This is a genomic window from Streptomyces sp. WM6372 (assembly GCF_001279655.1).
Taxonomy (GTDB): Bacteria; Actinomycetota; Actinomycetes; order Streptomycetales; family Streptomycetaceae; genus Streptomyces.
The window spans coordinates 66,247-91,476 of record NZ_LGDB01000171.1; the positions used below are offsets into that span (position 1 = coordinate 66,247).

Here is a 25,230-nt window from a genome sequence, read left to right on the forward strand (position 1 = left end):
TCAGAAAGGCCAGTTGACGCCCACCCACACCCCGCCCGCGGAGACGAGTGCGGACCGCAGCCAACCGATCAGCCGGGCCGGCCGCCGTTCCAGGCTCATCTCGAAGTCGCCGACGCGCAGATCGAGGTACGGGCGGCGCGGGCGTGTGGACGCGGTCATGGCGGAGCTCCTCGTCGTCACGGCCTGCGCCCTGTGCGGAAGCCGGTGGAACCAGTCGGCCACGACCGTGCGCCCGCCGCGGTGTTCCGGGACGCCCGAAGGCCGTCCGGGACACCGCGCCGCATCCCGGACGGCCGTCTCGTCCCGGACGGGGGACGGGCCGCCCCACCTCCGGGAACATTGCTTGCCATGACGGACTCATGGCTCCAATTCCGCCTGGATCTGGCGGAATTGAAGGACGCGGGCGGCATGAACTACCGGGCGATCGAGGACGCGGGCAGGGCTGCGGACGCCGCTCTGCCCAGGTCGACGTGCTGCTCGCCCATGCGGCGCACGACGACCCGGCAGCCGCCCCCTGGCGGGACAGGGCGTCGTGGCAGCGCCGCTGGGAGGAACTGGAGGACGACCGCAGCCCGACACCCGCGGTGGCCGAGGCCTCGGCTGGGACGGTGCGGCCGAGAAGCTGCGGCTCGGCGCCGACACCGAGGCCGAGTGGCTGAGCGGACCCCGCCTCCTGCGCATCGCGTCCTCCATCGCCGACCTTGAAGCACTCGACCTGCATCGTCGGGCCCATGACCTCGCCCGGGACCTCCTGCACTGCGCTGAGGGGACGCTCCGCCCGCAGGCCCCGGGCCTCCTGGCCGCCCGGCACGTGGCCGCCTACCGGACGGGGCAGACCGGGGACGTACGCGAGGCGCGCAGGCTCACGAGCACGCTCCTGGACGACTGCCGCGACGCCCTCGGGACTGATCACCCGCTCACCCGTACGGCCCTGCTCCGGCTGGCCGCCTGGACCACCGGAAGCGGGGAGCCGGCGCAGGGGCGCAGGCTCTACCGGGAGCTCGTCCTGGCCGGCCCCAGGGACCGGATCACCCTGCTCGCCCGGCTGGGCAGGGCCCACGCCGACCTTCTGGCGGGGGAGGCCGAAGAAGCCGTCGACCGGCTGGGGCACCTGCTGCCCGACCTCAGGGCGGAGCATGCCGGACACCACCCCGTGGTGCTGGCCGCCCGGATCCACGAGGCCCAGGCGCACCGGGCCGGGGGACGGACGGCGTAGACGACCCGGAGGCGGGCGGGCGGCTGTTCGAGGAGGTGCTGCAGGCCCAGACGCGCATGCTCGGCGCGGAACACCCTGACACGCTGCTCACCCGGATGAACGTCGCTCTCACCGTGCTGGCCCGACGGGGCGAGGTGGTCGCCAGGCCGCTCTTCGAACAGGTCCTCCGTGCCCGCGAGCGGGTGCTGGGGCCCGGGCACCCCGACGCCGAGCACACCCGTCACCTCCTCGGACAGGGCGTCGGCGGCACGACAAGGGGCGCCCCCCGGCGGCGGGGCGCCCCTGCGGTGCCGTCGGTTCACAACCCGTGGATCACGTGCAGTACTGCGCCTGCTTCCCGATCGAGCGGTACATGCAGTCCGCGTTCTCCAGCAGTTGCAGCACGGCGTCACGGTTGCGCGCCGTCTCACGCTCGATCACCTCGTCCGGCGGGTAGAAGCCGCCCCCGCTGCCGGACTCGGACGGGTACATCTCGAAGGTGTACGTGAAGATCTTCTGGTTGCCCCACAGCCAGTCGTCGATCGTCCCGTCCGTGATGTACAGGTCGCTCGACTGCTCCGGCGTGTAGCCGTTGCTGCGGGCCATGCTCGTGCCGATGGTCTTGTAGACGGCGAGGTCGTCCGCCGTCATGCCCGGCGCGGTGTCGTTGTACGTCCACCCGAAGGGCCACAGCACCAGCTGGCTGTACGTGTGGAAGTCGATCGAGGCGGTGATCTGCTGCTTGCCGCCGATCACGCGGCTGCGCACGAAGTCCGCGACCACCTTCACCTCGGGGGCCGACTCGCCGGCCGCCCCGCGGTAGGTCTCGGAGCTCTTGCTGCTGCTGGAGCCGCCGCAGCAGCCCCACTTGTAGTCCCAGTTGCGGTTCAGGTCGGTGCCGACGTACGAGGATCCGGCGTTCGGCTGCCGGTTCTTGCGCCAGGAGCGGTACGAGCCGGTCGCGATGTCGTACTCGCCGCCGTCCGGGTTGAGGTCCGGCACGATCCAGATCTCGCGGCCGTTGACCATGTCGGTGATCCGCGAGTCGGTGCCGTACTTGGAGCCGAACTCCTTGAGCAGGTAGAGCGCCATCTCGACGGTGAGGTGCTCGCGGGCGTGCTGGTGGTGCGTGAAGAGCACCTCGGGCTCGTTCTCGTCGGTCGCGACGTTGTCGCTGATCTTGATGGCGACGATGTCCCGGCCCTGGTACGACTTCCCGATCACCTTCTTGCTCATGATCGAGGGGTACTGGGCGATGCGCTGGTCGATCTCCGTGTTGGCCTCGGCGTAGTTGTGGTACATCGAGTCCTTGGACGGGAAGTCCATCGGGCTCGCCGCGACACCGCGCTCCGAGCGGTCCGGCGGCCCGGGCAGGGCGGTCAGCTTGTAGCCGAGCGCCCGCAGTTCCTTGGCCTGCTGCGGGTCAGCGCTGACGACGACCGAGCGGGCGTCGACCTCGTCGATCGAGACGCCCGTACGGAGCAGGGCCGTTCGCTCGGCGGCGGTGGCCGGGCCCTTGACCTCGTACTGGACGATCGCCTCGTCCTGGGTGGCCGTCGAAGGGGTGGGCGGCGGGGCCGCCGTCGCGCTCATGCCGTAGGCGGGCGCGCCGAGCGCGAGAGCGAGCAGGGCCGCCGTGACGGCGGCCCTGCGTCGTGTGTGGAGCCGCATGCGTTCTCCTGGGTGGGGAGTGTGGGGTAGCCGTGCGGACGCGCACAGCGTGCTCTTCTGGCATGTCCCGGTCAAGAACTCCATTCCGGCCAGATCCGCCGGTCGGCCACCCGCCGGGACGGCCACCCCCACACGTACCGCCTAGGGCAGGGCGTGAACCTTCGGACCCACCGAGTTGGACCAAGCGCTACCCGCCTTGGCGTCCCAGTTGGTCGACCAGGTCATCGCGCCGCGCAGCCCCGGGTAGGTCCTCGACGGCTTGAACGATCCGCAGTTCGTGCCCCTGGCCAGGCAGTCCACGGCGTTGTTCACGATGGTCGGGGAGACGTACCCGCTGCCCGCGCCGGACGGCGAGGCCGGTACGCCAATGCCCACCTGCGAGGGGTCGAGCCCGCCCTCCAGCTGGATGCAGGCCAGCGCGGTGAGGAAGTCCACCGAGCCCTGCGAGTAGACCTTGCCGTCGCAGCCGTTCATCGAGCCGCTGTTGTAGTACTGCATGTTGACGACGGTCAGGATGTCCTTGATGTTCAGCGCCGTCTTGAAGTAGCCGCCCGCCGTCGACTGCATGTCGATGGTCTGCGGGGCCATCGTGATGACGAGCGAGGGGCCGGCCTTGGCGGACAGGGAGCGCAGCGCCTGCGTCATGTAGGTCGGGTTGAGGCCGTTCTCCAGGTCGATGTCGATCCCGCTGAAGCCGTACTCCTGCATCAGCGCGTACGCGGAGTTCGCCAGGTTGTTCGCGGAGGTCGAGTCCCCCACCGAGATGGTGCCCTTCTCGCCGCCGACGGAGAGGATGACGGACTTGCCGGCCGCCTTCTTCGCCGCGATGTCGGCCTTGAACTGGGCGACGGTGTAGCCGCCGAGGCCCGCCGAGTCCAGGTTGAAGGCGATGGCCCCGGGCGTGGTCGTGGCGTCGGCGAAGGAGACCGCGATGATGTCGTACTGGGACGAGACGTCGGAGATCTTCTGGACGGTCGCGCCGTTGTTGAAGTTCTGCCAGTAGCCGGTCAGCGCGTGCTGGGGGACCGAGGGGTTCGGGTTCGGGTTGCCGCCGCCGGTCGTCGTACCGGTCACCGCCGCCGACTTCGGGCCCTCGCCCGCCGCGTTGTACGCGCTCACCTGGAAGGAGTACGAGGTGGCGGCGGCCAGCCCGGTGATCTGGGCGGGCGAGCCGGACACGGTCTTGACGCGGACTCCGTCCTGATAGACGTAGTAGCCGCTCGCCCCGCTGACCGCGTTCCACGAAAGGGTGAGCCCGCTCGCGCTCTGGCCGGAAACGGCGGTCCCGCCCGGGGCGCCGGGGACGGACGGGCCGGGGTCGGTGCCGCCGCCCCCGTCCGGGCCGAAGACGCTGAAGTCGTCGACGACGTAGGCGGGCTGCCCGTACCAGCCGTGCGTCCACACCGTGACCTGCGTGGTGCTCGCGCCCGTGGTGAAGGTGGTGGAGAGCTGCTGCCAGCCGCCGCCCGAGCCGGGGGTCCAGGTGGACACGTCCTGCGTGCCGGTCCCGGTCACGCCGAGGTACACGTACGAGCCCTGCACCTGCTCGCTGAGCGTGTACGTCGAGTTCGGCTTGACCGTGACGGTCTGACTGCACTGCGCGCTGTCCTGGCCCGCCGGGGTTCCCTTGAGGGCGGCGGCCCCGGCGTGCACGGGCGAGGAGACGACGGCCCCGCTCCCCGAGGTGCACGTCCAGCCGGCGAGGCCGGACTCGAAGCCTCCGTTGCGGACGACGTTGACGTCGGCGGCCTGCGCGGTGCCGGCGGCGAGGGCGGTCAGGCCGCCTGCGGTCAGGGTGGCGGCGCCCAGCAGGGCGAGCGAGCGTATGCGGTTCACGTGGTCTCCGTGGGGGGAGAAGGGGATGTGAAGGGGGAGGTGGAACTGGTGAACGAACGCACCCGGGGTCATGGGTGGGGGAAGCCCCGTCGGCGCGTCGCCGCGTGGGGCCAGAGTTGGTCCAGACCAATCCCCCTGTCAAGACTCTTTGCAATGTGGCTTGAATTGATTGGGCGTCCGATCCCGGATGTCCGGGTTTCCCGCCACCTGTGACCGGGCCTGCCGGTACGGGAATTACCAAGGCCCTGCCCTGCCAGGGACGACGCGGATATGGTGCTGGGGCAAGGGGGAAGGGCGCCGATCGTTTGCGGTCGCGCAGGGGTGCGCGTACGCGACGGCGGCGCCGACGTATGGGGCGTACGGGGTGAACAGGGGGATTCGCGTGCCGACCGCCATTGCCGTCACCAGCGCCGATCTGGTGCTGCCGGCCCCCGACCGGCACACACCGCCGGCCGTCGTCCTGCACCCGCCCGGAGAGCTCGACCTCGCGGGCGCCCTCGCCGAGACGAGCGCCCTGCTGGAGCGCCACGGCCACCTCGTGGCCTTCGTACCGCCCTGGCTGCCGACCGCGACCGTCCGGCGGCTGCACACCGTGCGGGCCATCCTGGAGACCGACCGGATCGCCCTCCTCGACATCGATCTGCCCCCGCTGGCCACGGCCCTGCTGGTACGTCAGCTGCGCCAGCTCAGCGTCTGCGACTTCAGCCCCGGAGTCATCGCCTCCGCCGCCCGGCTGCTGTCCCACTACATCCACGCCGGGGCCCTGCTGGGCTCGGTCGCCAAACTGGACCGGGTCCCGGTCAGCCTCAAGGCGCACGCCCGCTCGTGGTCGCCGAGCGCGCAGTTCGCCGTACTGGCCCACCCGACCCCGCACCTGGCCAAGCTGACCGGCTCCGGCGGGGGCGGGGCGCACGCCGGAGGAACCGCCCTGCCGCCCGGCCCCGCGTACGCCACCCACCTGACCTTCGCGCGCGGCCAGCTCGCCTCCGACTGGGTGGCCGCCGAACTCGCCCCCGCCTGGCGGGTCCAGGGCGTGATGGAGAACCCGCTCCCGGCCGACTCGCCCGTCTGGTGGGCCACGGCGAAGCTGGTCGAGTTCGCCGCCGCCATCCCGGACCCGTCCGTGCTCTACCAGCTGGTCGCCTCCGTCCGCCGCGAGGAGTGCCACTGGTGCGGCCTCGAACTCATCGGCGACCGCTGCGCCTTCTGCTCCGCCCCCCTGGCCGCCCCGCCGCCGGCCGGGACCGGGGACGGGACACCGCCGCCGGCCTTCTCCGGCGCGCCCAGACCAAGACACTGACCGGCTGAACGATCGAAGAACGGCGAGGTAGTACGGCCCATGAACTCACGCCAGCGCCGCGGCGTCATCCTGCTGCTCCTGTCGGTCCTTTGCGCCCTCGCGGCGTTCGGCGGGGTCCTCGTGGTGATCGGAGACGTCAATTCCAAGGTCGGGGCCGAGGTCACCGCCTACCGCGCCAAGGGCGACATCCCGCCGTACAGCCCGCTGTCGGCGGGCCAGTTCGAGGAGGTCTCCATCCCCAAGCGCTGGCTGTCCGAGACCGCCGTCACCGACCTCGGCCGGCTCAAGGACAAGATCGCGCTCACCACCCTGCGCAAGGGCTCGCTGCTCCAGTCGGACATGTTCGTCGACACGCCGAAGCTCCAGCCCGGGGAGCAGGAGATCGCCATCATGATCGACGCGGCGACGGGCGTGGCCGGCAAGATCTACTCCGGGGCCAAGGTCAACATCATCGCCACCTTCAAGGGCGCCAAGGACACCGAGCCCTCCCGCTCGGTGATCATCGTGGCCAACGCCCGCGTCCTGAACGTCGGCAGGCTCACCGCCCTCGACAAGGACAGCGACAAGAAGGGCCCCGCCGAGGCGGTCCCGATCACCTTCGCCCTGAACACCAAGGACACCCAGCGCGTCGCGTACGCCGAGTCCTTCGCGGAGCACGTACGCCTGGCCCTGGTGGCCCCCGGCACCGACTCCGCGCCCGGCCCGGGCGACCGTACGTACACCCTCGACGGGGACAAGTGAGGCCCGGATGACCACCCGAATCCTCCCCGCGGCCGGCGACCCGGACGCCGCCCGCCACATCTCCACCCTCCTCAGCCAGCTCCCGGCCGCCGAGCCGGGCGTCCCGGTCCCCGACTCCACCAGCCTGCTCGACACCCTGGGGCGGCTGGCCGCCGAATCCATCGACGAACTGCCCGAGGTCGTCCTCGTCCACGAACGGATCGGCCCGGTGCCCGCGCTCGACCTCATCCGCGAGGTCGCGCTCCGCTTCCCGGCGGTGGGCGTGGTGCTGGTCTCCTCGGACGCCGGACCGGCGGTGTTCTCCGCCGCCATGGACTCGGGCGCGCGGGGCGTGATCGGGCTGCCGCTCGCGTACGAGGAACTCGCCGCCCGCGTCCAGGCCGCCGCCCAGTGGTCCGTCGGCGTACGCCGCCACCTGGGCCGGGGAGCCGACGTGTTCACCGGGCCCGGCGGCACGGTGGTCACGGTCACCGGGGCCAAGGGCGGCGTCGGCACCACCTTCACCGCCGTGCAGTTCGCGCTGGCCGCGGCCGCCTCGGGACGGCGTACGGCCCTGGTCGACATGGACCTCCAGGCCGGCGACGTCGGCTCGTACCTCGACGTGCAGTTCCGGCGCTCGATCGCCGACCTCGCCGGGATCCACGACATCTCCCCGCGCGTGCTCCAGGACGCGGTGTACGAGGACCGGACGGGGCTGGCGCTGCTGCTGGCCCCGGCGGAGGGCGAGCGGGGCGAGGAGGTCGACGAACGCGCCGCCCGGCACATCGTCGGCGCCCTGCGCAGCCGGTACGAGCTCGTCGTCATCGACTGCGGCACCCAGGTGACCGGCGCGAACGCGGCGGCGGTGGAGATGGCGGACGTGGCGGTCCTGGTCACGACGCCCGACGTGGTCTGCGTGCGGGCGGCCAAGCGGCTGGTCCGGATGTGGGAGCGGCTCCAGGTCCGCAAGGCGGAGGACACCGCGATGGTGGTCAACCGCTGGAGCAAGCACACGGAGATCCAGCCCTCGCTGATCGAGAAGATCACGAAGACCCGGGCCACCCGGACCCCGGTGCCGGCCGCCTTCAAGGAGCTCCAGGCGGTGGTGGACGCGGGCCGGGTGCAGGACCTCGACAACCGCTCCAGCGTGAAGCAGGCGCTGTGGACGCTGGCGGGCGAACTCGGCCTGCTTTCGCCGCCGTCCGCGGCGGAGCCGGAAGCCGCCGCCGCGGGGACCCCGGGCGCGGCCCTCGCCGTACGGGCCGCGGGCCCGGTGGCGCGGCTGCGCCGTGGCCGGGAGGGCTGACGGATGCCCGCGCGCAGACCCGTCAGGTGTGCCCGGGGCGATCGCGGCCAGGTGGCGGTCGAGTTCGTCGGCATGGTGCCGCTGATCCTGCTGCTCGTGGCGGCGGTGTGGGAGTGCGTACTGATCGGGTACGCGTTCTCCCTGGCGGGCAACGCCGCGGACGAGGCGGCGCGGGTGGGGGCGGTGCACGGCGGCGGGGCGTGTGACGCCGCAGCCCGGCGGCACGTCGGGGGCGCCTGGAACATGGGCGTGGAGTGCGGTGAGGCGGGCGACGTCTACAAGGCGACCGTGAAGCTCAACCTCCCGGTCTTCTTCCCGGGCCTCGACATCGGCATCCCGATCACGGGCGAGGGCGGCTCCGCGAAGGAAGAGGAGGACTGAGGTGAAACGAGACCGGGACCGGGGCCAAGTGGCCCTGGAATACATCGGCTTCATCCCGATCCTGCTGTTCGTCGCCCTGTGCGGGATCCAGCTCGGCTGGGTCGCGTACGTGGAGCAGCAGGCGGACACGGCCGCCCGTACCGCGGCCCGCGTGGAGGCCCGCAAGGGCGAGGGCGGGGAGGCCGCCGGCAAGGCGGCGATCCGGCCGAGCCTCGCCGCGCTCGCTCGGATCGACGTCGCCGCGTCGCGCGACGCCGTCACCGCGACGGCCCGCATCACCGTCAAGTCGATCGTGCCCGGCCTGGACTCCTACACGGCCAAGCGCACGGCCGTCATGCCCAACGACGACCCGAGCGGAGCCCGTCCATGAGCCTGCGTTCCCGGGTCAACACCCCCGACGACCGGCACGGTCCGCGCGAGGACGGCCGGCTGGTCTCCGCGTACCGGGCCAAACTGCTGGAGGAGATCGACCTCGCCGAGATGTCGGCGCTCGCGCCCGCCGAGCGGCGGGCCCGGCTGGAGCGCGTCCTCGGGCACATCATCAGCCGCGAGGGCCCGGTCCTGTCCACCGTCGAGCGGGCGCAGCTGATCCGCCGGGTCGTGGACGAGGCGCTCGGCCTCGGCGTGCTCGAACCGCTCCTCGAAGACGCCTCGATCTCCGAGATCATGGTCAACGGCCCGGACCAGATCTTCGTCGAACGCGCCGGCCGCGTCGAGCAGCTGCCCCTGCGCTTCGCTTCGCACGACCAGCTGATGCAGACCATCGAGCGCATCGTCTCCACCGTCAACCGCCGCGTCGACGAGGCGAATCCGATGGTCGACGCCCGCCTGCCCAGCGGCGAGCGCGTCAACGTGATCATCCCGCCGCTGTCCCTGACCGGTGCCACCCTCACGATCCGCCGCTTCCCGCGGGCCTTCACCCTGCACGAGATGATCGGCCTCGGCTCCCTGGACGAGCAGATGCTCCTGCTGCTGTCCGGCCTGGTCCAGGCGAAGATGAACGTCATCGTGTCGGGCGCCACCGGCACCGGGAAGACCACCCTCCTCAACGCCCTCTCCGGTCTCATCCCGGAGGGCGAGCGGATCATCACCATCGAGGACTCGGCGGAGCTCCAGCTCCAGCAGGCCCACGTCATCCGCCTCGAATCCCGGCCGGCGAACGTGGAGGGCAAGGGCCGGATCACCATCCGCGACCTCGTACGCAACTCCCTGCGCATGCGCCCCGACCGCATCATCGTCGGCGAGGTCCGCGGCGGCGAGACCCTCGACATGCTCCAGGCGATGTCCACCGGCCACGACGGCTCCCTGGCCACCGTCCACGCGAACAGCGCCGAGGACGCGCTCATGCGCTTGCAGACCCTCGCCTCGATGTCCGAGGTGGAGGTCCCCTTCGAGGCCCTCCAGGACCAGATCAACAGCGCGGTGAACGTGGTCGTCCAGCTGACCCGCTTCGGCGACGGCTCGCGCCGCCTCACGGAGATCGCCATCCTCGACTCGCACGGCCGCGAGCCCTTCCGCATCACCACCGTCTGCCGGTTCGCCGCCCAGCCGATGAGCGCCGACGGCCGCGTCCACGGCCACTTCGAGTACTACCCGCTGCCGCGCCGGATCGCGGACCGCCTCTACATGAACAACCAGCCGATCCCACAGGCCTTCGGGGTCGCCCTGTCCGACGACCAGCTCGCCACCCGCATCACCCGGACCGTCCTGTGAACCCACTGATCCTCCTCACCCTCGGCGTCACGCTGCTGGCCTGCGTCCTCGTGGTCGCGGGCGTCCAGGCGTACGCCGCCGGCCGCGCCCAGCGCGCCGCCCTCATCGAACGCCTCGCCGCGGACGGCGCGCCCGAGCAGACGGGCCGCAGGCGCCGCTTCCCCGGGGTGGACCGGCGCCTGCGCCGGACCGCGCTCGGCAAGCGCATCGAGGTGAAGCTGGCCGTGACCGGCCTGGACCTCACCCCCGGCGAGTTCTTCGTCTACGTGCTGCTGTCCGTCGCCGGGGTGTGGCTGGTCGCGGCCAGCTTCCTGGCCCCGTTCTTCGGCCCGGTGGCCGGCCTGATCGGCCTGTGGGCCGCCGACGCCTTCCTCAACTGGCAGCGGGCCCGCCGCAACGAGCGCTTCATCAACCAGCTGCCCGAGCTCGCCCGCATCCTCGCCAACGCCACCCAGGCCGGGCTGGCCCTCCGTACGGCCATCGCCATAGCGGCGGAGGAGCTGGAGGCCCCGGCGGGCGAGGAACTCTCACGCGTCGCCGACCGCCTCGCCGTCGGCCACTCCATCGACGAGGCGCTGGGCGAGATCGCCGAACGGCTGCCCTCGCGGGAACTGGTCGTACTGGTGTCGACGTTGGTGCTGTCCGCGCGGGCGGGCGGAGCGATAGTCGGCAGCCTGCGCAACCTGACCGTGACGCTGGAGCAGCGCAAGGAGACGCGGCGCGAGGTCCGCACCCAGCTCTCCCAGGTGACCGTGACGGCCTACCTGGTGCCGGCCATCGGACTCGGCTCCCTGCTGCTGGTGAACGCGATGATGCCGGGCGCCCTGGACCGGATGACCGGCGCGTTCATCGGCCAGACCGCGGTACTGGTGGCGATCGGGCTCTTCACGCTCGGCTTCGTCCTGATCCGCCGGCTCTCGAAGATCGACGTGTGAGGGGGCGACGGACATGACGGCTCTGCTGCTCGCGCTGCTGCTGGGGGTGTCGGTCCTCGGCGTCTTCCACGGCATCCGCCTCTACCGCGCCGAGGTGAAACTGCCCAGCGACCTCGCACTGGCCCTGGAGGTCGGCGCCACCCGTACGACGGCCGTCGGCTCGGCCGTCGACCGGCTCGGCATCCGCTGGGCGCCGCTCGTGCTGCGCCTGATGGGCCCGAACCGGGTCGCCCGCAAGCGCCGCCAGATCGACCTGGCGGGCAATCCGGCCGGCCTGACCATAGACCGGTACGCGGCGCGCCGCGCGGTGTACGGGTTCCTCGGCGCGCTCGGCGCCTTCTCGATGCTGATCAACGGCCAGCTCGTACCGGCCCTGCTGATGGTCGCGTTCGGCCTGTTCTGGACCGAGGTCGGCCTGTGGTCGGCGATCCGGGTCCGCCGCGACCACATCGAGCGGACGCTGCCGGACTTCCTGGACGTACTCGCCGTCGTGGTGAGCGCGGGGCTCGGCTTCCGCCAGGCGCTGGAGCGGGTGGCCGCCAAGTACGACGGCCCCTGGTCGGACGAGGTCCGGATCACCTTGCAGCAGATGGACATGGGCGTCAGCCGCCGCCAGGCCTTCGACGAGCTGCGCCGGCGCAACGACTCCGAGCAGGTGGCGCAGTTCGTGACCGCGCTGCTCCAGGGGGAGGAGCTGGGCTCGCCGATCGTCGACACGCTGATCGCGATCGCCGAGGACATGCGCCGTACGGACGCCCAGAACGCCCGTCGGCGGGCGGCCCGCGCGGTCCCGAAGGCCACGTTCGCGGTGACCATGTTCATGCTGCCGGGAACGCTGATCCTGCTGGTCTGCGGCTTCGTGTACGGCGCGGACGTCGACTTCGGCGCGCTGCTCGGGGGCGGGTGAACCATGGCGGTCCTCCACATCCCCCTGGCGGGGCTGTCCGTACGCGCAAGGACGGCGGGGGAACCCTCCCCGGCACTCCAGTCCCACGCGCTCCAGGCCCTCTCCCGGCGGGTCTTCGCGTTCCGGATGGTGATGATCGGCCTGGGCGCGCCGCTGGCGCTGGGGCGCACGGCGGCCGGCGGGCCGGCGTACCTCGTGGGCGGGGCGATCCTGCTCACCTTCATGCTCTCGTACGTGCTCTTCCGCGACTGGGAGCGCTTCGGGCCGCTGCTGCTGCGCCACCGGTGGCTGCTGGCCCCGGACCTGGCGTGCTGCGGGCTGCTGCTGGTGACGGCGAGGCCGGCTTCGCCGCTCGGCTTCGCCGTGCTCTGCACACCGCTGCTGGCCGGGCTGGTCCACGGGTGGCGCGGCTCGGCGGTGTACGCGGCCGTGGCGGCGGTGGCCGTGGCCGCCGTGGCCGGCGGCCTGACCCTGCCGGTGCTGTGCCTGCTGGCGGGCGCGGCCGGTGCCTCGCTCCGGGACCTCCTCTTCCGCTTCGGCGCGGCGAGCCAGGCCCTGACGGAGACGCGGGCCCGGCTGGCGGTGGCCGAGGCGGTACGCGCCGAACGGGACGACCTGGCCCGCGAGATGCACGACTCGGTGGCGAAGACCCTGCACGGCCTGGCCCTGGCGGCGGACGCCCTCGCCCGCACCACGGACCCGGCGACCGTCCGCCGCCAGGCTTCCTTCCTCTCCGGCGCGGCCCGCGCGGCGGCGGCGGAATCCCGCGCACTGCTGACGGAGCTGCGAGGCGAGCCCGCAGGGGTCTCTCTGTCGGCCGAACTCCCGGTCCTGGTCGGCGAGGACGCGGAACTCCGCACGACGGGCGTTCTCCCGATGGTGGCTCCGGGGGTGGCGCACCACGTCCTGTCCATCACCGCGGAGGCCCTGGAGAACGCCCGCCGCCACGCGGGAGCCTCGCGCGTGCTGGTCTCGGTGGCGGTGGACGCGAGGGACTTCACCCTGACCGTCGAGGACGACGGCTGCGGCCTCCCGCCGGACGCCCTGCGCCGCGGGGGCCGCTTCGGGCTGCTCGGCATGACGGAACGCGCGGCGGCCATCGGCGCCCGCCTCCGGATCGAAGCCCGGCCGTCCGGCCCCGGGACGGTGGTCCGCCTGGACCTCCCGCTCGCGGCCCTGACCCCGGAGGGGAGCCCGTGACCGCGCTGCGCGTCCTGATCGCCGACGACAACCCGGTGGTACGGGCGGGCCTGACGTCCCTCCTGGCGACGGCCGGGGACATGGAGGTCGTGGCCCAGGCTGCGGACGGCCGCGAGGCCCTGAGCCTGACCCGCCGGCACGCCCCGGACGTGATCCTGCTGGACGTGCGCATGCCGGGCGTCGACGGCATCTCGGCCCTGCCGCACCTCGTACAGCTGGCGCCCGTACTGATGCTGACGTACAGCCAGGAGTCGGAGGTCGTCCGAGAAGCGCTCCTCCTGGGCGCGGGCGGCTACCTGGTCCACGGCGAATTCACGCCGGAAGACCTGGTCCGCGCGGTCCGCGACGTCCGCGAGGGCCGGGCCCATTTCACGCCGACGGCGGCGAGCGCACTCCTCGCGGAGCTCCGGACCTCTTCGCAACCGCAACGAACTGTGGCACGCTCTCCTGAGCGACTGCACAACTCGGTTCTGTTCGGCCTGAGTTCGAGGGAGGTGGAGATCATGGATCTCATCGCGTCCGGGATGAGCAACCAGCAGATCGCGGCCACCTGCTTCATCAGCGAGAAGACGGTGAAGAACCACATCAACCGCATCTTCGCGAAGCTCCAGAGCACGAGCCGCAGCGAGGCGATAGCGCGTTGGCTGGGAACGGCCCGTCCAGGGGTGAGCGGCCATGGGTAGACGGAGTGCGCAGTGGGTCCGTAATTGGGCCCCGGGACCCTTGGTTATCACCGGTGACTCCCCGTACGGTCCGCAAACCAACAGCGCCACCGGCCCGGGAGGGAACCCCCATGTTGCAGAACACCCTGGCGAGGATGCGGAACCGGTACGAAACCAAGGCCGCCCGGGACCGAGGCCAGACGGCCTTCGAATACCTGGGCATCATCCTGGTGGTAGTAGTGATCATCGGCGCGATCATCGGCACGGGCATCGGTCAGGCCATCACCACCAAAATCACGGGTGCAGTCGCGAGTATCACCGCAGGGAGGTGAGCCGGCGCGGACTGCGGGACGATCGCGGACAGGCATTCCCGATCTACGCGGTCGCGGTGGCGGGCCTGCTCTTCGCCGCTTTGGCCTTCTTTGTTGTGGGTCAGGCAGGCGTCACACGCAGCAACGCGCAAGGAGCTGCCGACGCGGCTGCCCTCGCGGCTGCGCGCGATGCCCGAGATCACCTGGTCCCGGGCCTGGACTTCACGAAGTTCGAGCCCGAGGAGTGGGAGAGGATCCTTCGCGGGGAGCTGCTGGACTCGACCGGTTCCTGCGCGGAAGCGAGCAGCTTCGCGGCCAAGAACGACGCGTCGGCGACCTGCACTCCGCGGTCTCGCGAGTTCGCGGTCGAGGTGACGACCAACGGGACGGTGGGGAAGTCGGTCGTCCCGGGCACCGGCAGCGTGCACGGGCAAGCCAAGGCGACCGCGTCGATCGAGCCGCGCTGCACTCTGGACTCCGCTCCAGAGCCTGTTCCCACTCCGTCCCCGACCGCTACCCAGGGCCCCACTCCGGCACCGACCCCGGCGCAGCCGGTGACGTTCAAGTGCAAGGGCGGAAAGGCCTTGGTGCTGGACCCTCTGAAGCCCGACCCCTGGCGCAAGCTGGCCAGGACCCTGTTTGACGTGCGCTTGGTCGATTGACAGCGAATCAGAGAAGGAAGCGGCATAGATGAGCACTCGGCACTCGGCCAAGGTCCGCGGGGGAGCGGCTGCCGCAGTTGCGGTCCTCTTGGTGATCACGGCGGCGGGTTGCGGTGGGGGAGACGACAACAAGCCCAAGGCACCCCAGGACCCGTCGTCGAAGTCCCAAGGGGACTCTCCCAAGGCACAGGCGCCGAACGGCAGCCCCAAGCCCACGCCGACGGAAGTGCTCGCCACGGTCAACGGTGAAGCCGGCATGACCCTGACCATCAATAGGGCGGCTCGGGACGCTGGTGGATTCCTCACGGTGGAAGGTCAGTTGAAAAACACCGGTACCGCTCCCTACGTCAACACGGCACCTTGGCGCGGCAATGAACTCAACTCCAGCGGAGTTTCGGTTGCGGGCGTCACCTTGGTCGACAAGGCCGGGAAGAAGCGCTACTACGTCCTCCGTGACACGGATGGCAGGTGCTTGTGCACCACTGGACTCGCCATCATTGAAGCCGGGCAATCTGTGCCCTTCTTCGCGCAGTTCCCGGCGCCACCGCCAGCCACCATGGAGGTCGAGATGAGCCTCCCCACCTTCGCCACGGCCACCATCAAAATCTCCGGGTGACCCCATGAATAAACGCCACCGCGTCTCCGCTGCGACAGCCGTCGTCGGTCTCGTCATCGCCGGTGCCCATCTGATGGGTGCGACCAGCGCCTACGCCGACGACGTGAAGCCGTCGGCGCCGCCCGGCACGGAACCCTCCGCCGCCGCGCCGGTGCCGATCGACTCCAACGCGCCCGGTCTGAAGATCCCCCAGGGCGGGACCCTGGCTCCGATCAAGGTGCTGGACATCGCCGAGGTCGTCGAAGACCTCGGCGGTGAGCAGCGGCGGCAGGAGACCAATCAGACCGTCATGATGGCCCTGCAGTCCGAGGTGCTCTTCCCCGAGAACAGCGCCGTCTTCAACGCCCAGGCCGCCGCCCGGATACAGGCCATCGCCAACGAGATCAACACGCAGAAGGCGACCCGCGTCCGGGTCTTCGGGTTCACCGACGACCAGGGCAGCTACGAGCACGGCAAGGAACTCTCCAAGCAGCGCGCCGACGCAGTCCAGGCCGAGCTCGCCAAGACCGTCACCAGCCCCGGCGTCATCTACGACGTACGCGGCTACAGCGAGGACTACCCGATCGCCGACAACGGCACCGAGGAAGGCCGCAAGAAGAACCGCCGGGTCGAGATCACCTTCCCCCGCACCAGCCCCGCCGGCGGCAACTAGGCCGGTCCGCTCCCGGCCCGCATCAGAGCCGACGCCGCCGCGCCCGCGCGGCGGGCCGGTTCCGGGCCGGGGTCCAGGGCCGCCACCACCGTCGCGCCCTCGACCAGGATCAGCAGCTGATCCGCCAGGCCCTGGCGGCCGGGCCCGGCGGCCTCCGCCAGCAGGTCCCGCAGCTCCGCCTTGTGCCGACGTACGACGTCCAGCACGGCGGCGGGGCCGGTACCCAGCTCCCCGTACGCGTTCAGGAACGCACAGCCCCGGAAGTCCGGCTCCGAGAACCAGCGCGCCAGCCACTCGAAGACCGCATCGACCGGATCGGCGGCCTCCGCCACCGCGCCGCGCAGGCTCGCGGTCCAGCGCCGGTCGCGGCGGTCGAGGTAGGCGGTGACCAGGGCTTCCTTGGCCGGGAAGACCTTGTAGAGCCGCTTGAGCGGCACACCGGACTCCGTGCGGATGCGGTCCATGCCGACGGCCTGGATGCCCTCGGCGTAGAACAGCGCCTCCGCCGTGTCCAGCAGCCGGGTCCGGGCCTCTTCGTCGTCCATGAAGGCAGCGTAGCCCAGGATCGCTTGCGCCGAGAACGGTCGTTCTCTAATGTCGAGAACGACCGTTCTCCCACTCTCTCGACCCGAGGTGACCGCCATGGCCGACCCCGCCGCCGTACGCCCGCCCCTGCCGCCCTTCACCGAGGAAACCGCCCGCGCCAAGGTCCAGGCCGCCGAGGACGCCTGGAACAGCCGCGACCCCGAGCGCGTCGCCCTCGCCTACACCGAGGACTCGTTCTGGCGAAACCGCGACCGCTTCCTCAGCGGCCGGGAGGAGATCCGCGAGTTCCTCACCGAGAAGTGGGAGCGCGAGCTCCACTACCGGCTCCGCAAGGAGCTGTGGGCCTACACCGGGAACCGGATCTCCGTCCGCTTCGAGTACGAGTGGCACGACGCCTCCGGCCAGTGGTGGCGCAGCCACGGCAACGAGCAGTGGGAGTTCGACGGCAACGGGCTGATGCGCCGCCGCGAGGCCAGCATCAACGACATCCCGATCACCCCCGAGGACCGCCGCCTCCTCACCTGATCCGGGGCCAGGTGTGCCGCCCCCGGTCCCGCGGTATGTGTCTGCGCGAGCACTCAAACCCCCCGGACACCCCCCGTGAGGAGACTCGGCATGGCGGCACGGGCTCGCGTGAACGGCGTGGACCTCTACTACGAGGTCGTGGGCGAGGGCGAACCCCTGGTCCTCGTCCACGGCTCGTGGGTCGACCACGAGACCTGGCAGCGCGTCGTCCCCCGCCTCGCGCGGTCGTTCCGCGTACTGGTCTACGACCGGCGCGGCCACAGCCGCAGCGAGCGCCCGCCGGGGCAGGGCGGCCGGCGACAGGACGAGGACGACCTCGCGTCCCTCATCGAGATCCTCGGCGCCCCGGCCCATGTGGCCGCGAACTCCTTCGGCGCCTCGACCGCCCTCGGCCTCGCCACCCGCCGCCCCGAGCTGCTGCGCAGCCTGACCGCGCACGAGCCGCCGCTCATGGGCATCGTGGGTGACGAGGACCGGGAGCTCCGCCCGGTGCTCCAGGCCATGGAGACCGCCCTCGACGGCGTCCTCACGGCTCTGCGCGCGGGCGAGGACCGGACGGGCGCGCAGCGGTTCGTGGACGAGGTCGCCATCGGACCGGGCGCCTGGGAGCGGCTGTCGGACCGAGAGCGCGAGACGCTCACCGCGAACGCCCCCACGTTCGCGGACGAACACGGAGACCCGGACTGGGCGCACCTCGACCTCGCCCGCCTCGCCGGTTTCCCGGTCCCCGCGCTGCTGACCTTCGGCAGCGAGAGCCCGCCGTGGTTCCCGGTGATCGTCGGCAAGCTCGCGACTGCGCTCGGCGGCCGGGCGCGGGTGCGGACGCTGGTGGGGGACGGCCACGTCCCCCACCTCACCCACCCCGACCGGTACGCCGACGACCTCACGGCGTTTATCCGGTCCTCGGCGTCGAAGCCGTTCAGTCGGCCAGCAGGTGATCGGCCTTACCGGCCTTGATGTCCCGGATCATTTGCCGGAGCGCGTCGGCCGTGTCGCTGACGTACGCCGCCTCCTGACCCGCCACCGCGATGTAGCTCCGCCCTTCCCCGTCCACCCCGATCCGGTAGCAGCTCGCGCCTTCGCCGCAGAAGGCGTCCTCCCAGATGATGTCGGCCATCGTGTCCCCTCAGAGTTCGCGAGCCAGTTGGCGGATGAAGTCCCGTGAGGGGCCCGGCGGCAGGCTGAGCCCTTCCATCCAGTCCAACTGGGCACGATATTTCGATAGTTGCGCCTCGGTGTACAGGAATTCGGCGCCGTGCGCGCTGTCGATCTGCACGGTATCGAGTTGCGGTACGGGCCCCTCCAGCGGAGAGCCCCGGGAGCCCGGCGGCGGCACTCGAACCTGGGCGACGCTCCCCCGAGCCGGCGCGCTCGGTTACCTCGGCGCCTGACCCCTGCCGATCGGGCGGCCGAACCCGTGACGCCGACCATGAGGTCCCCGCCCGGTTCGAACGCCATCCCGGCGGGTCATCTCCTGGTCGCCCCCCATCCCGTCAGGGCCTGGGTGACCAGGTCGGCCTGGTGGGTGGCGCCTCGGAGGTTGGGGTGGAGGACGGTGCAGGCCTCGCCGGTGGCGGGGACTCTGCGGCAGAGGTCGGAGGGCGGGTCGGTCTGGGTGCCGGAGCCGGTGAGGTCGTCTTTGATGCCGTACATCCACCGCTGGTCCGATGCCGTGCAGACGCCGTGGCCGGTGCTGGAGGCGTACGTGTCCACGTAGACGGCGCCGGCGCGTTGCGCCTGGGTGCGCAGGACGGCGTTGACCCGGCGTTCCAGGGCGTCGAGGAAGGGCATGTCCCCCTTGGTGACGGTGCCGAGCTGGCGCCAGGAGCCGAAGGAGCAGCCGGCGCTGTCGGCGACGACGGCCGGGTAACCGACGACCGCCACCTTGGCGTGGGGTGCCCGGGTCCGGATGTCCTTGAGGGTGGTCGCGAAGTCCGCTTCCAGGGCGGCGAATCTGCCGTCGAGCGAGCTGGTGCCGGAGCCGCGGGTGTAGTGGGTGGAACAGGGGTGGCCGGTCCCGAAGGACGCGATGCCCTGCTCGATGCACCTCGTGACGATGTCGGTGAAGCCGACGGAGTTGCCGCCGATCCCGAGGGTGACGAGGTCCGTGGCGGCGGTGACGGCCTTGATCTGGGCCGGCCGGGGAGCCCAGCCGCCCTGGGGCGGCACGGACGGGGGACCGCTGAACTCGGTCTGTGGCTCCAGGACGCCGGCTCTCACCTCGGCGGCCGAACACGTGACGTCGGTGAGGCGGACGTTGAGACGGCGGGCGGTCTGCTGCGGATAACTGAGGGTGGAGCGTCCGCAGCCGTCATCGGCGGCCCAGGGGCGGACGAAGGCGCCGGCGCTGTACGAGTCGCCGAGCGCGGTGTAGTCGAGGGGAGCGGGGGGTGGTGCGGCCGTGGCGGGGGCTGTGGCCGGGGCTGTGGTCAGGGTCATGAGGGCGAGGGCGCTCACGAGTGCGTACCTGGCGCGGAAGGGCATGGCGGTGTCCTTGGCTCGGGCGCCGTACCGGCCGATCCGGGTGACGCACTTCACTCAAGGCAGCCGAATCGGTTACGGAGAGTAGTGGTCCGGTGGTCAAACCCCCGGATCGGGTGAAGGGTGGCGTCTGGAGGCGCGCCGGTGACATTCGGATGTCGTGATGGGGACATCGGCCGTCCGCCGCCCGCGCCTCCCCGATGATGCGGCGTAGGTCGCAATCGACGTTCGTCCCAGGGGGGACCGTGCGGAGATCCGCTGCGCCGGCCGTCGCCGGCATCCTCGCGTTGACCGCCTGCGGGGGGTCGGGCGGTGAAGGGGACGCCCCCGCCCCGGCGCCGAAGGCCGAGAGCAGCGGTCCCGACCCGTCGGTGCAGAGGGCGGCCGTCGGTGAACCCCTGACGCTCAGAGGTCAGCAGGACGGCGAACGGATGGCCATGACGGTCAAGAACTGGGCCGACCCGGCCACGGGCGCCGGCGAGTACGACAAGCCGAAGGACGGCAAGCGGTGGGTCGCCGCTCAGTTCGAGCTGAGGAACACGGGCAAGGCCTTGTACGACGAGATCCCGAGCGGCGGGGCGGAGGCCATCGACGAGCAGGGCCAGCGGTTCGGGGCGAGGATCGCGGAGGTGACCGCCGGGCCCGCGATGCCGGGGTCGGTGAAGGTGCCGGCCGAGGAGAAGGCGCTGGGGTGGATCGTCTTCGAGGTGCCGGCCGATTCGAAGATCGTCACGGTCCAGTTCGCCCTGGGGTCCGGGTACGCGCATCAGGCCGGGTGGTGGGCCGTCAAGTAACCTCCCTCGCCGGCCCGCAGCCCGCACCCGCAGCCCGCACCCGCGCCGCACGCGCAGCCCCCAGCCCAGGCGTCCGTGCGCCCGTATGTCCGTATGTCCGTATGTCCGTACGTGCGCCCGCGCCTGCCTCACGACGCCTGGTGGGCCTGGGTGATCAGGTCCGTCGCGACCTCCAGGGCCGCCAGCCGGGTCTCCTCCGGGTCGCCCTCCACGTGCTGGAGGAACATCATCCCCGCGTGCAGGGTGAACAGCGCGCTCACGCACCGCACCTGGTCCGTCAGGGGCCCGTCCTCCGTCCGCAACAGCTCCACCAGTGTGAACAGCCGGCGCTTCACCGTCTCGCCGATGCTCAGCTCCCGCATCGTCGCCTGGTTCTCCTGCATGAAGCGGTACAGCGGCGCGCCCGCCGCCATCGCCTCGCTGTAGCGCCGCAGCACCTCGCGCTTCATCTCCAGCGTCCGGGGCTGCTGCTCCGCCCAGTCGATCAGCTCGTCGATCGGCCTGGTCAGGTCCTCGAAGACGCTGATGATGATGTCTTCCTTGGTCTTGAAGTGGTAGTACAGCGCCGCCTTCGTGACCTCAAGCCGCTCCGCGATCTCGCGCAGCGACGTCTTCTCGTACCCCTGCTCGGCGAAGAGTTCCAGTGCGATGTCCTGGATGCGCTGGCGCGTGTTGCCGCGGCGCGCCTGCGGACTGCTGCTGGACATGGCTCTCCCCAAACTACTTACTTGACGCCCGGCTAGTGACGGGTCTACCTTCCCCAGTGTAGTGAACTAGCCGGGCGGCAAGTAAGGGCCCGGAGCGCATGGGTAAACGGGGAGTGACATGGCTGAAAACATAAACGCGGCGGAGATCTCCGAGGGGGTGAAGCCGCGCAGCGTCCGTGTCGTCCTCATGGCTCTCATGATCGCAATGCTTCTCGCCATGCTCGACAATATGATCATCGGCACGGCGATGCCGACGATCGTTGGCGAGCTCGGCGGCCTGGAGCACCTCTCCTGGGTGGTCACCGCGTACACCCTCGCCACCGCCGCCTCCACCCCCATCTGGGGGAAGATCGGCGACATGTACGGACGGAAGGGCTCCTTCCTCACCTCCATCGTGATCTTCCTGATCGGCTCCGCGCTCAGCGGCATGGCCCAGGACATGGCCCAGCTGATCGGCTTCCGCGCCGTCCAGGGCCTCGGTGCCGGCGGTCTGATGGTCGGCGTCATGGCGATCATCGGCGACCTGATCCCGCCCCGTGAGCGCGGCAAGTACCAGGGCATGATGGCCGGCGTGATGGCCCTCGCCATGATCGGCGGACCGCTGGTCGGCGGCACCATCACCGACCACCTGGGCTGGCGCTGGTCCTTCTACATCAACCTGCCGCTCGGCGCCGTCGCGCTCGCGATGGTCACCGCCGTCCTGCACCTGCCGAAGAAGGCCGGGGCGCAGCGGCCGAAGATCGACTACCTGGGTGCGGCCCTCCTGACCGTCGCCATCACCTCCACCGTGCTCGTCACGACCTGGGGCGGCACCGAGTACGCCTGGGGCTCCGGCCAGATCATCGGCCTGATCGTCGTCGGCATCCTGTCGATCGCCGCGTTCCTCTTCGCCGAGACCAGGGCCGCCGAGCCGGTCATGCCGCTGCACATCTTCCGCAGCCGCAACTTCACGCTCATGTCGGTCATCGGCTTCCTCGTCGGCTTCGCGATGTTCGGCGGCGTGCTCTACCTCCCGCTCTTCCAGCAGTCGGTCCAGGGCGCCTCCGCCACCAACTCCGGCCTGCTGCTCCTGCCGATGCTGCTCTCGATGATGGTCGTCTCGCTGATCGCGGGCCGGGTCACCACCAGCAGCGGCAAGTACAAGATCTTCCCGATCATCGGCGGCGCGCTCATGGTCGTGGGTCTCTTCCTGCTCGCGCAGATGGACACCGACACCACCCGCCTGATGTCCGGCGTCTACATGGCCATACTCGGCGCCGGCCTCGGCTTCCTGATGCAGATCACGATGCTGGTCGCGCAGAACAGCGTGGACATGAAGGACATGGGCGTCGCGTCCTCCTCGGCCACCCTCTTCCGTACCCTCGGCGGCTCGTTCGGCGTGGCCCTGATGGGCTCGCTCTTCACCAGTCAGGTCACCCAGACCATGACCGACCGCCTGGGCCCGGGTGCCGCCAAGGCCGCGGGCTCGGCCCAGCTCGACGCGGCCAGCCTGGCCAAGCTGGAGCCGACGATCCGCGAGGCCTACCAGCACGCGGTCGCCGCCGGTACGCACTCGGCGTTCCTCCTCGGTGCGGGTGTCGCCGTACTGGGCTTCGTGGCGGCCTGGTTCGTCAAGGAGGTCCCGCTGCGGGGCGCGGGCCCGGCCAAGGCCGGCGACGCGGCCGACGGCAACGCGGCGCAGGCCCAGGCGGAGTCCCTCGCCCACTGACCCCGGCCCCCTGCGGCCCCTCACGGCCCAGGTGGCTCACTCGGCCCCGAGGGCCACTCGGTTCACCAGCCCGGCCCCGGCGGAACTTCCGCCGGGGCCGGGTTTTTTCGTGGGCTGAAGCCGTGGCTCGTGGGGTAGGTGAGTACACGTGATGCAGGGGAGGTTGATCGGGTTCTGTCCTGTTTCAGGTGGGGTCCAAATCGGGAGGATCAAGGACCAAGGTCCTATTAGCTGGATTTTATGGGGGAATTGGCGGGAACCCGTCTGCTTCACAGGTCGTCCTGGAGGACAGAGCGCACACGAACACGGACGGGGAGGGGTCAGCCGATGGGCTTCATGGCGCGCGCGAACAGGCAGGGCATCCGGGCCGGGGCGGTCGTCGTGGCGGCAGCCGCCGCGGTGGCGGTGACGGTGTGGGGAGCGTCGACCTTCGTCGGACCGGGCCACGGGACCGGACAGCGGCCCGCGCACGAGAACGTGTCACGCGAGACCGGCGCCCCCGACGGCGGCGCGAAGAACGGCGCGCCGTCGTCGCTGATACCCGACGGCATAGCCCACGCCTCCGAAAGCGGGGGCAACGCCGTCAACATCACGATCGACGACGGCCCGGACCCCCAATGGACCCCCAAGGTCCTCGACGTACTGAAGAAGTACGACGTGAAGGCGACCTTCTGCATGATCGGGCCGCAGGCCAAGGCCCACCCCGACCTGGTCAAGCGCGTCGTCGCGGCCGGCCACCGGCTCTGCGACCACACCATGAACCACAACACGGCCATGGACAAGAAGCCCGTCGCCTACCAGGAGCAGCAGATCCTGGACGCGAAGAAGATGATCGAGGACGCGGCGGGCGGCGGCGCCAAGGTGGAGTACTACCGCGCCCCCGGCGGCGCGTTCACCCCCGACAGCCGCCGCATCGCCGCAGCGAACGGCATGCGCCCGCTCGGATGGAACGTCGACACCAAGGACTTCGGGAAGCCCGGCGCCGCCACCATCGTCAACGCGGTCAAGAGCGAGATCGGCAACGGCCCGACCATCCTCTTCCACGACGGCGGCGGCAACCGCTCCCAGACCGTCGAGGCCCTCGACCAGGTACTGGACTGGCTGAAGGACCAGGGCCGCCCCACCGGGTTCCCCGTCCGCACGGCCCCCGACGGCTCCTGACACGCCGTCCGCCCGCGAACGGGTGAAGGTCGCCGCCCCGGCGCCCCCCGCGGTGTTCCCTGGTCGCGCACACAGCCCGCACACAGCCCGTACGCAGCCCCGTACGGGCCCGCCCGTACGCAACCCCCGTACGGGCGGGCCCGTACGACCACCCAGGAGGCCCCCGTGATCCCACCGGACCAGCTGTCCGACCCCACCGTCCGCGCCTTCGTCACCGCCGTCAACGCCGGCGACCAGAAGGCCTTCCAGGCCGTCCTCACCCCGAACGCCACCATGTCCGACGACGGATCGGACCGCGACATCGCCCCGTGGGCGGACAAGGAGATCTGGTCTTCCAACGGGCGCATGGACGTCCTGAGCGAGTCCGATGGCGGCCTGGCCCTCGTCGTCGACTACCGCAACGACACCTGGGGCGAGATGCGCACCGCCTGGCGGTTCATCACCGAAAGCGGCCGCATCAGCCGCTTCGAGACGGGTCAGGCCTGAGCCACCGCCCGCGTCGTGCGCGCTGATCCCGTACGGGTGAAAGCGCGCCCGGCCTCGTTTCAGCCCGCCGCGGGTCCCCGTTGGGCCGGGCATGAAGCGCACCCGTACCGCCGTTCTCGCCCTCGCGACCGCCGCGGCGGCCCTCGCCCCGGCCCTCGGCCAGGCCGCCGCCACCGCCGCGGACGGCGGGTACCTCCAGGACCCGGCCGGCGGCGAGAAGACGATGAAGTCGCAGTGGACCAAGGACGAGATGCACAAGGTGGAAGGGCAGTTCCGCTTCTACCCCGGAGTGCAGTACAAGACGGTCACCCGCCCCGGACCCTCGGGCGCCCCCGACTACGAGCGGAGGGGCGGCGACCCCAAGACCCTCGCGTGGCAGCCGTCGTTCGCATTCGGCTGGGCGGTGTCGGACTCCACGCTGGTGAAGAAGGCCGTGACCACCAAGGACGGCAAGCACCCGATCGTCGTGCACGCCGTACTGCGGCGCTCGTCGGACCACGCCAAGGCGGTCGAGGTGCACCAGGAGCTGGCGAACCAGCCGGCGACGGGACGCGCCAAGGTCCCGGGCGGCAAGCGGATCGCCTGCGACACGGGTGAGTACACGGTGGAGTGGTCGGTCACGCGCTCGGGCTACGGGACGCTCACGGGCACGCTGCGCTGGGACTCCAGCTGCGAGCGGTACCGGACGGCGTTCTCGACGGAGAACGGAAAGGTCTGACCCCGAGGCGGGGGAGAAGGAGGGGGGAGGGGGGAGG

29 protein-coding genes and 2 pseudogenes are annotated in these 25,230 nt (G+C 71.1%); 23 read left to right on the top strand and 8 right to left on the bottom strand.

What is annotated here, in order from left to right; genetic code table 11:
• Nucleotides 1-159 carry a hypothetical protein gene (locus ADK52_RS42310; RefSeq protein WP_159045931.1) on the bottom strand — a complete coding sequence of 53 codons (159 nt, stop codon included), beginning with the start codon at nt 157-159 and terminating at the stop codon, nt 1-3.
• A 373-nt stretch (nt 160-532) separates the two neighbouring features.
• On the opposite strand from ADK52_RS42310, the gene ADK52_RS13845 reads away from it, so the two are divergent.
• Nucleotides 533-1,216 carry a hypothetical protein gene (locus ADK52_RS13845; RefSeq protein WP_053690082.1) on the top strand — a complete coding sequence of 228 codons (684 nt, stop codon included), beginning with the start codon at nt 533-535 and terminating at the stop codon, nt 1,214-1,216.
• A gap of 56 nt (nt 1,217-1,272) precedes the next feature.
• A pseudogene (locus ADK52_RS45005) lies at nt 1,273-1,410 on the top strand (tetratricopeptide repeat protein); the annotation flags it as partial.
• 118 nt (nt 1,411-1,528) lie between these two features.
• Here the strand turns inward: ADK52_RS45005 and ADK52_RS13850 are convergent.
• Together ADK52_RS13850 and ADK52_RS13855 are read right to left on the bottom strand one after the other, a co-directional pair.
• On the bottom strand, nt 1,529-2,866 hold the full coding sequence (locus ADK52_RS13850) for a M14 family metallopeptidase (RefSeq protein ID WP_053690083.1): 1,338 nt from the start codon (nt 2,864-2,866) through the stop codon (nt 1,529-1,531).
• A 141-nt stretch (nt 2,867-3,007) separates the two neighbouring features.
• Nucleotides 3,008-4,702 carry a chitinase gene (locus ADK52_RS13855; protein ID WP_053690084.1) on the bottom strand — a complete coding sequence of 565 codons (1,695 nt, stop codon included), beginning with the start codon at nt 4,700-4,702 and terminating at the stop codon, nt 3,008-3,010.
• 382 nt (nt 4,703-5,084) lie between these two features.
• On the opposite strand from ADK52_RS13855, the gene ADK52_RS13860 reads away from it, so the two are divergent.
• The 14 genes from ADK52_RS13860 to ADK52_RS13925 all read left to right on the top strand — a co-directional run bounded on the left by ADK52_RS13860 (nt 5,085) and on the right by ADK52_RS13925 (nt 16,067).
• Entirely contained in the window at nt 5,085-6,002 is a 918-nt protein-coding gene (locus tag ADK52_RS13860; RefSeq protein ID WP_234343732.1) for a hypothetical protein, read from the top strand.
• A 39-nt stretch (nt 6,003-6,041) separates the two neighbouring features.
• On the top strand, nt 6,042-6,743 hold the full coding sequence (gene cpaB, locus ADK52_RS13865; RefSeq protein ID WP_053690085.1) for a Flp pilus assembly protein CpaB: 702 nt from the start codon (nt 6,042-6,044) through the stop codon (nt 6,741-6,743).
• Between the two features lie 7 nt (nt 6,744-6,750).
• Nucleotides 6,751-8,028: an AAA family ATPase gene (locus tag ADK52_RS13870; protein WP_078988302.1), complete on the top strand. Its 1,278-nt coding sequence runs from the start codon at nt 6,751-6,753 to the stop codon at nt 8,026-8,028.
• Between the two features lie 51 nt (nt 8,029-8,079).
• Nucleotides 8,080-8,409, top strand: coding sequence for a TadE/TadG family type IV pilus assembly protein (locus ADK52_RS13875; protein WP_234343733.1), 330 nt, complete (start codon nt 8,080-8,082; stop codon nt 8,407-8,409).
• Between the two features lies 1 nt (nt 8,410).
• The gene (locus ADK52_RS13880) at nt 8,411-8,779 is read left to right on the top strand and encodes a TadE/TadG family type IV pilus assembly protein (protein WP_053690087.1); all 369 of its coding nucleotides are present in this window, start codon (nt 8,411-8,413) and stop codon (nt 8,777-8,779) included.
• Nucleotides 8,776-10,122, top strand: a complete 1,347-nt coding sequence (locus ADK52_RS13885) for a CpaF family protein (protein WP_053690088.1) — start codon at nt 8,776-8,778, stop codon at nt 10,120-10,122. Before ADK52_RS13880 ends, ADK52_RS13885 begins: the two co-directional genes overlap by 4 nt.
• The gene (locus ADK52_RS13890; protein ID WP_053690089.1) at nt 10,119-11,057 is read left to right on the top strand and encodes a type II secretion system F family protein; all 939 of its coding nucleotides are present in this window, start codon (nt 10,119-10,121) and stop codon (nt 11,055-11,057) included. The genes ADK52_RS13885 and ADK52_RS13890 overlap by 4 nt, the downstream gene beginning before the upstream one ends.
• 13 nt (nt 11,058-11,070) lie before the next feature.
• A complete protein-coding gene (locus ADK52_RS13895) occupies nt 11,071-11,964 on the top strand; it encodes a DUF5936 domain-containing protein (RefSeq protein WP_053690090.1) in 894 nt (297 codons plus the stop codon).
• 3 nt (nt 11,965-11,967) lie between these two features.
• Nucleotides 11,968-13,164: a sensor histidine kinase gene (locus ADK52_RS13900; RefSeq protein WP_053690091.1), complete on the top strand. Its 1,197-nt coding sequence runs from the start codon at nt 11,968-11,970 to the stop codon at nt 13,162-13,164.
• Nucleotides 13,161-13,847: a response regulator gene (locus ADK52_RS13905; RefSeq protein ID WP_053690092.1), complete on the top strand. Its 687-nt coding sequence runs from the start codon at nt 13,161-13,163 to the stop codon at nt 13,845-13,847. The genes ADK52_RS13900 and ADK52_RS13905 overlap by 4 nt, the downstream gene beginning before the upstream one ends.
• Before the next feature lie 110 nt (nt 13,848-13,957).
• The gene (locus ADK52_RS13910) at nt 13,958-14,158 is read left to right on the top strand and encodes a hypothetical protein (RefSeq protein WP_053690093.1); all 201 of its coding nucleotides are present in this window, start codon (nt 13,958-13,960) and stop codon (nt 14,156-14,158) included.
• Nucleotides 14,155-14,799: a pilus assembly protein TadG-related protein gene (locus ADK52_RS13915; protein ID WP_053690094.1), complete on the top strand. Its 645-nt coding sequence runs from the start codon at nt 14,155-14,157 to the stop codon at nt 14,797-14,799. The genes ADK52_RS13910 and ADK52_RS13915 overlap by 4 nt, the downstream gene beginning before the upstream one ends.
• A 28-nt stretch (nt 14,800-14,827) precedes the next feature.
• Nucleotides 14,828-15,415, top strand: coding sequence for a hypothetical protein (locus ADK52_RS13920; RefSeq protein WP_063783837.1), 588 nt, complete (start codon nt 14,828-14,830; stop codon nt 15,413-15,415).
• 4 nt (nt 15,416-15,419) lie between these two features.
• Nucleotides 15,420-16,067 carry an OmpA family protein gene (locus ADK52_RS13925; RefSeq protein ID WP_053690095.1) on the top strand — a complete coding sequence of 216 codons (648 nt, stop codon included), beginning with the start codon at nt 15,420-15,422 and terminating at the stop codon, nt 16,065-16,067.
• Here ADK52_RS13925 and ADK52_RS13930 read toward each other — a convergent pair.
• Entirely contained in the window at nt 16,064-16,612 is a 549-nt protein-coding gene (locus ADK52_RS13930) for a TetR/AcrR family transcriptional regulator (RefSeq protein ID WP_053690096.1), read from the bottom strand. The genes ADK52_RS13925 and ADK52_RS13930 overlap by 4 nt on opposite strands.
• A gap of 97 nt (nt 16,613-16,709) precedes the next feature.
• Between ADK52_RS13930 and ADK52_RS13935 the strand changes: the two genes are divergently transcribed.
• Together ADK52_RS13935 and ADK52_RS13940 are read left to right on the top strand one after the other, a co-directional pair.
• Nucleotides 16,710-17,138 (top strand): nuclear transport factor 2 family protein, encoded by a 429-nt coding sequence (locus ADK52_RS13935; protein ID WP_053690097.1) that lies wholly within the window; start codon nt 16,710-16,712, stop codon nt 17,136-17,138.
• Nucleotides 17,139-17,228: 90 nt separating this feature from the next.
• Nucleotides 17,229-18,095, top strand: coding sequence for an alpha/beta fold hydrolase (locus tag ADK52_RS13940; protein ID WP_053690098.1), 867 nt, complete (start codon nt 17,229-17,231; stop codon nt 18,093-18,095).
• On the opposite strand, the gene ADK52_RS13945 is transcribed toward ADK52_RS13940, so the two are convergent.
• The 3 genes and pseudogenes from ADK52_RS13945 to ADK52_RS13950 all read right to left on the bottom strand — a co-directional run bounded on the left by ADK52_RS13945 (nt 18,058) and on the right by ADK52_RS13950 (nt 19,676).
• A complete protein-coding gene (locus tag ADK52_RS13945) occupies nt 18,058-18,255 on the bottom strand; it encodes a hypothetical protein (RefSeq protein WP_053690099.1) in 198 nt (65 codons plus the stop codon). The two genes, ADK52_RS13940 and ADK52_RS13945, sit on opposite strands and share 38 nt — an antisense overlap.
• Before the next feature lie 9 nt (nt 18,256-18,264).
• Nucleotides 18,265-18,447, bottom strand: a pseudogene (locus ADK52_RS39905) (Scr1 family TA system antitoxin-like transcriptional regulator); the annotation flags it as partial.
• A gap of 158 nt (nt 18,448-18,605) precedes the next feature.
• A complete protein-coding gene (locus ADK52_RS13950) occupies nt 18,606-19,676 on the bottom strand; it encodes an SGNH/GDSL hydrolase family protein (RefSeq protein WP_234343738.1) in 1,071 nt (356 codons plus the stop codon).
• 188 nt (nt 19,677-19,864) lie between these two features.
• Between ADK52_RS13950 and ADK52_RS41440 the strand changes: the two genes are divergently transcribed.
• Nucleotides 19,865-20,413, top strand: a complete 549-nt coding sequence (locus ADK52_RS41440) for a DUF4352 domain-containing protein (protein WP_159045932.1) — start codon at nt 19,865-19,867, stop codon at nt 20,411-20,413.
• Between the two features lie 128 nt (nt 20,414-20,541).
• On the opposite strand, the gene ADK52_RS13960 is transcribed toward ADK52_RS41440, so the two are convergent.
• Entirely contained in the window at nt 20,542-21,120 is a 579-nt protein-coding gene (locus tag ADK52_RS13960) for a TetR/AcrR family transcriptional regulator (RefSeq protein WP_053690101.1), read from the bottom strand.
• A gap of 118 nt (nt 21,121-21,238) precedes the next feature.
• Between ADK52_RS13960 and ADK52_RS13965 the strand changes: the two genes are divergently transcribed.
• The 4 genes from ADK52_RS13965 to ADK52_RS13980 all read left to right on the top strand — a co-directional run bounded on the left by ADK52_RS13965 (nt 21,239) and on the right by ADK52_RS13980 (nt 25,193).
• Nucleotides 21,239-22,828: an MDR family MFS transporter gene (locus ADK52_RS13965; protein WP_053690102.1), complete on the top strand. Its 1,590-nt coding sequence runs from the start codon at nt 21,239-21,241 to the stop codon at nt 22,826-22,828.
• A gap of 336 nt (nt 22,829-23,164) precedes the next feature.
• A complete protein-coding gene (locus ADK52_RS13970; protein ID WP_053690111.1) occupies nt 23,165-23,989 on the top strand; it encodes a polysaccharide deacetylase family protein in 825 nt (274 codons plus the stop codon).
• A 165-nt stretch (nt 23,990-24,154) separates the two neighbouring features.
• Nucleotides 24,155-24,475, top strand: a complete 321-nt coding sequence (locus tag ADK52_RS13975; RefSeq protein ID WP_053690103.1) for a hypothetical protein — start codon at nt 24,155-24,157, stop codon at nt 24,473-24,475.
• Between the two features lie 91 nt (nt 24,476-24,566).
• Nucleotides 24,567-25,193 (top strand): hypothetical protein, encoded by a 627-nt coding sequence (locus ADK52_RS13980; RefSeq protein WP_053690104.1) that lies wholly within the window; start codon nt 24,567-24,569, stop codon nt 25,191-25,193.
• Nucleotides 25,194-25,230: the final 37 nt, after the last annotated feature.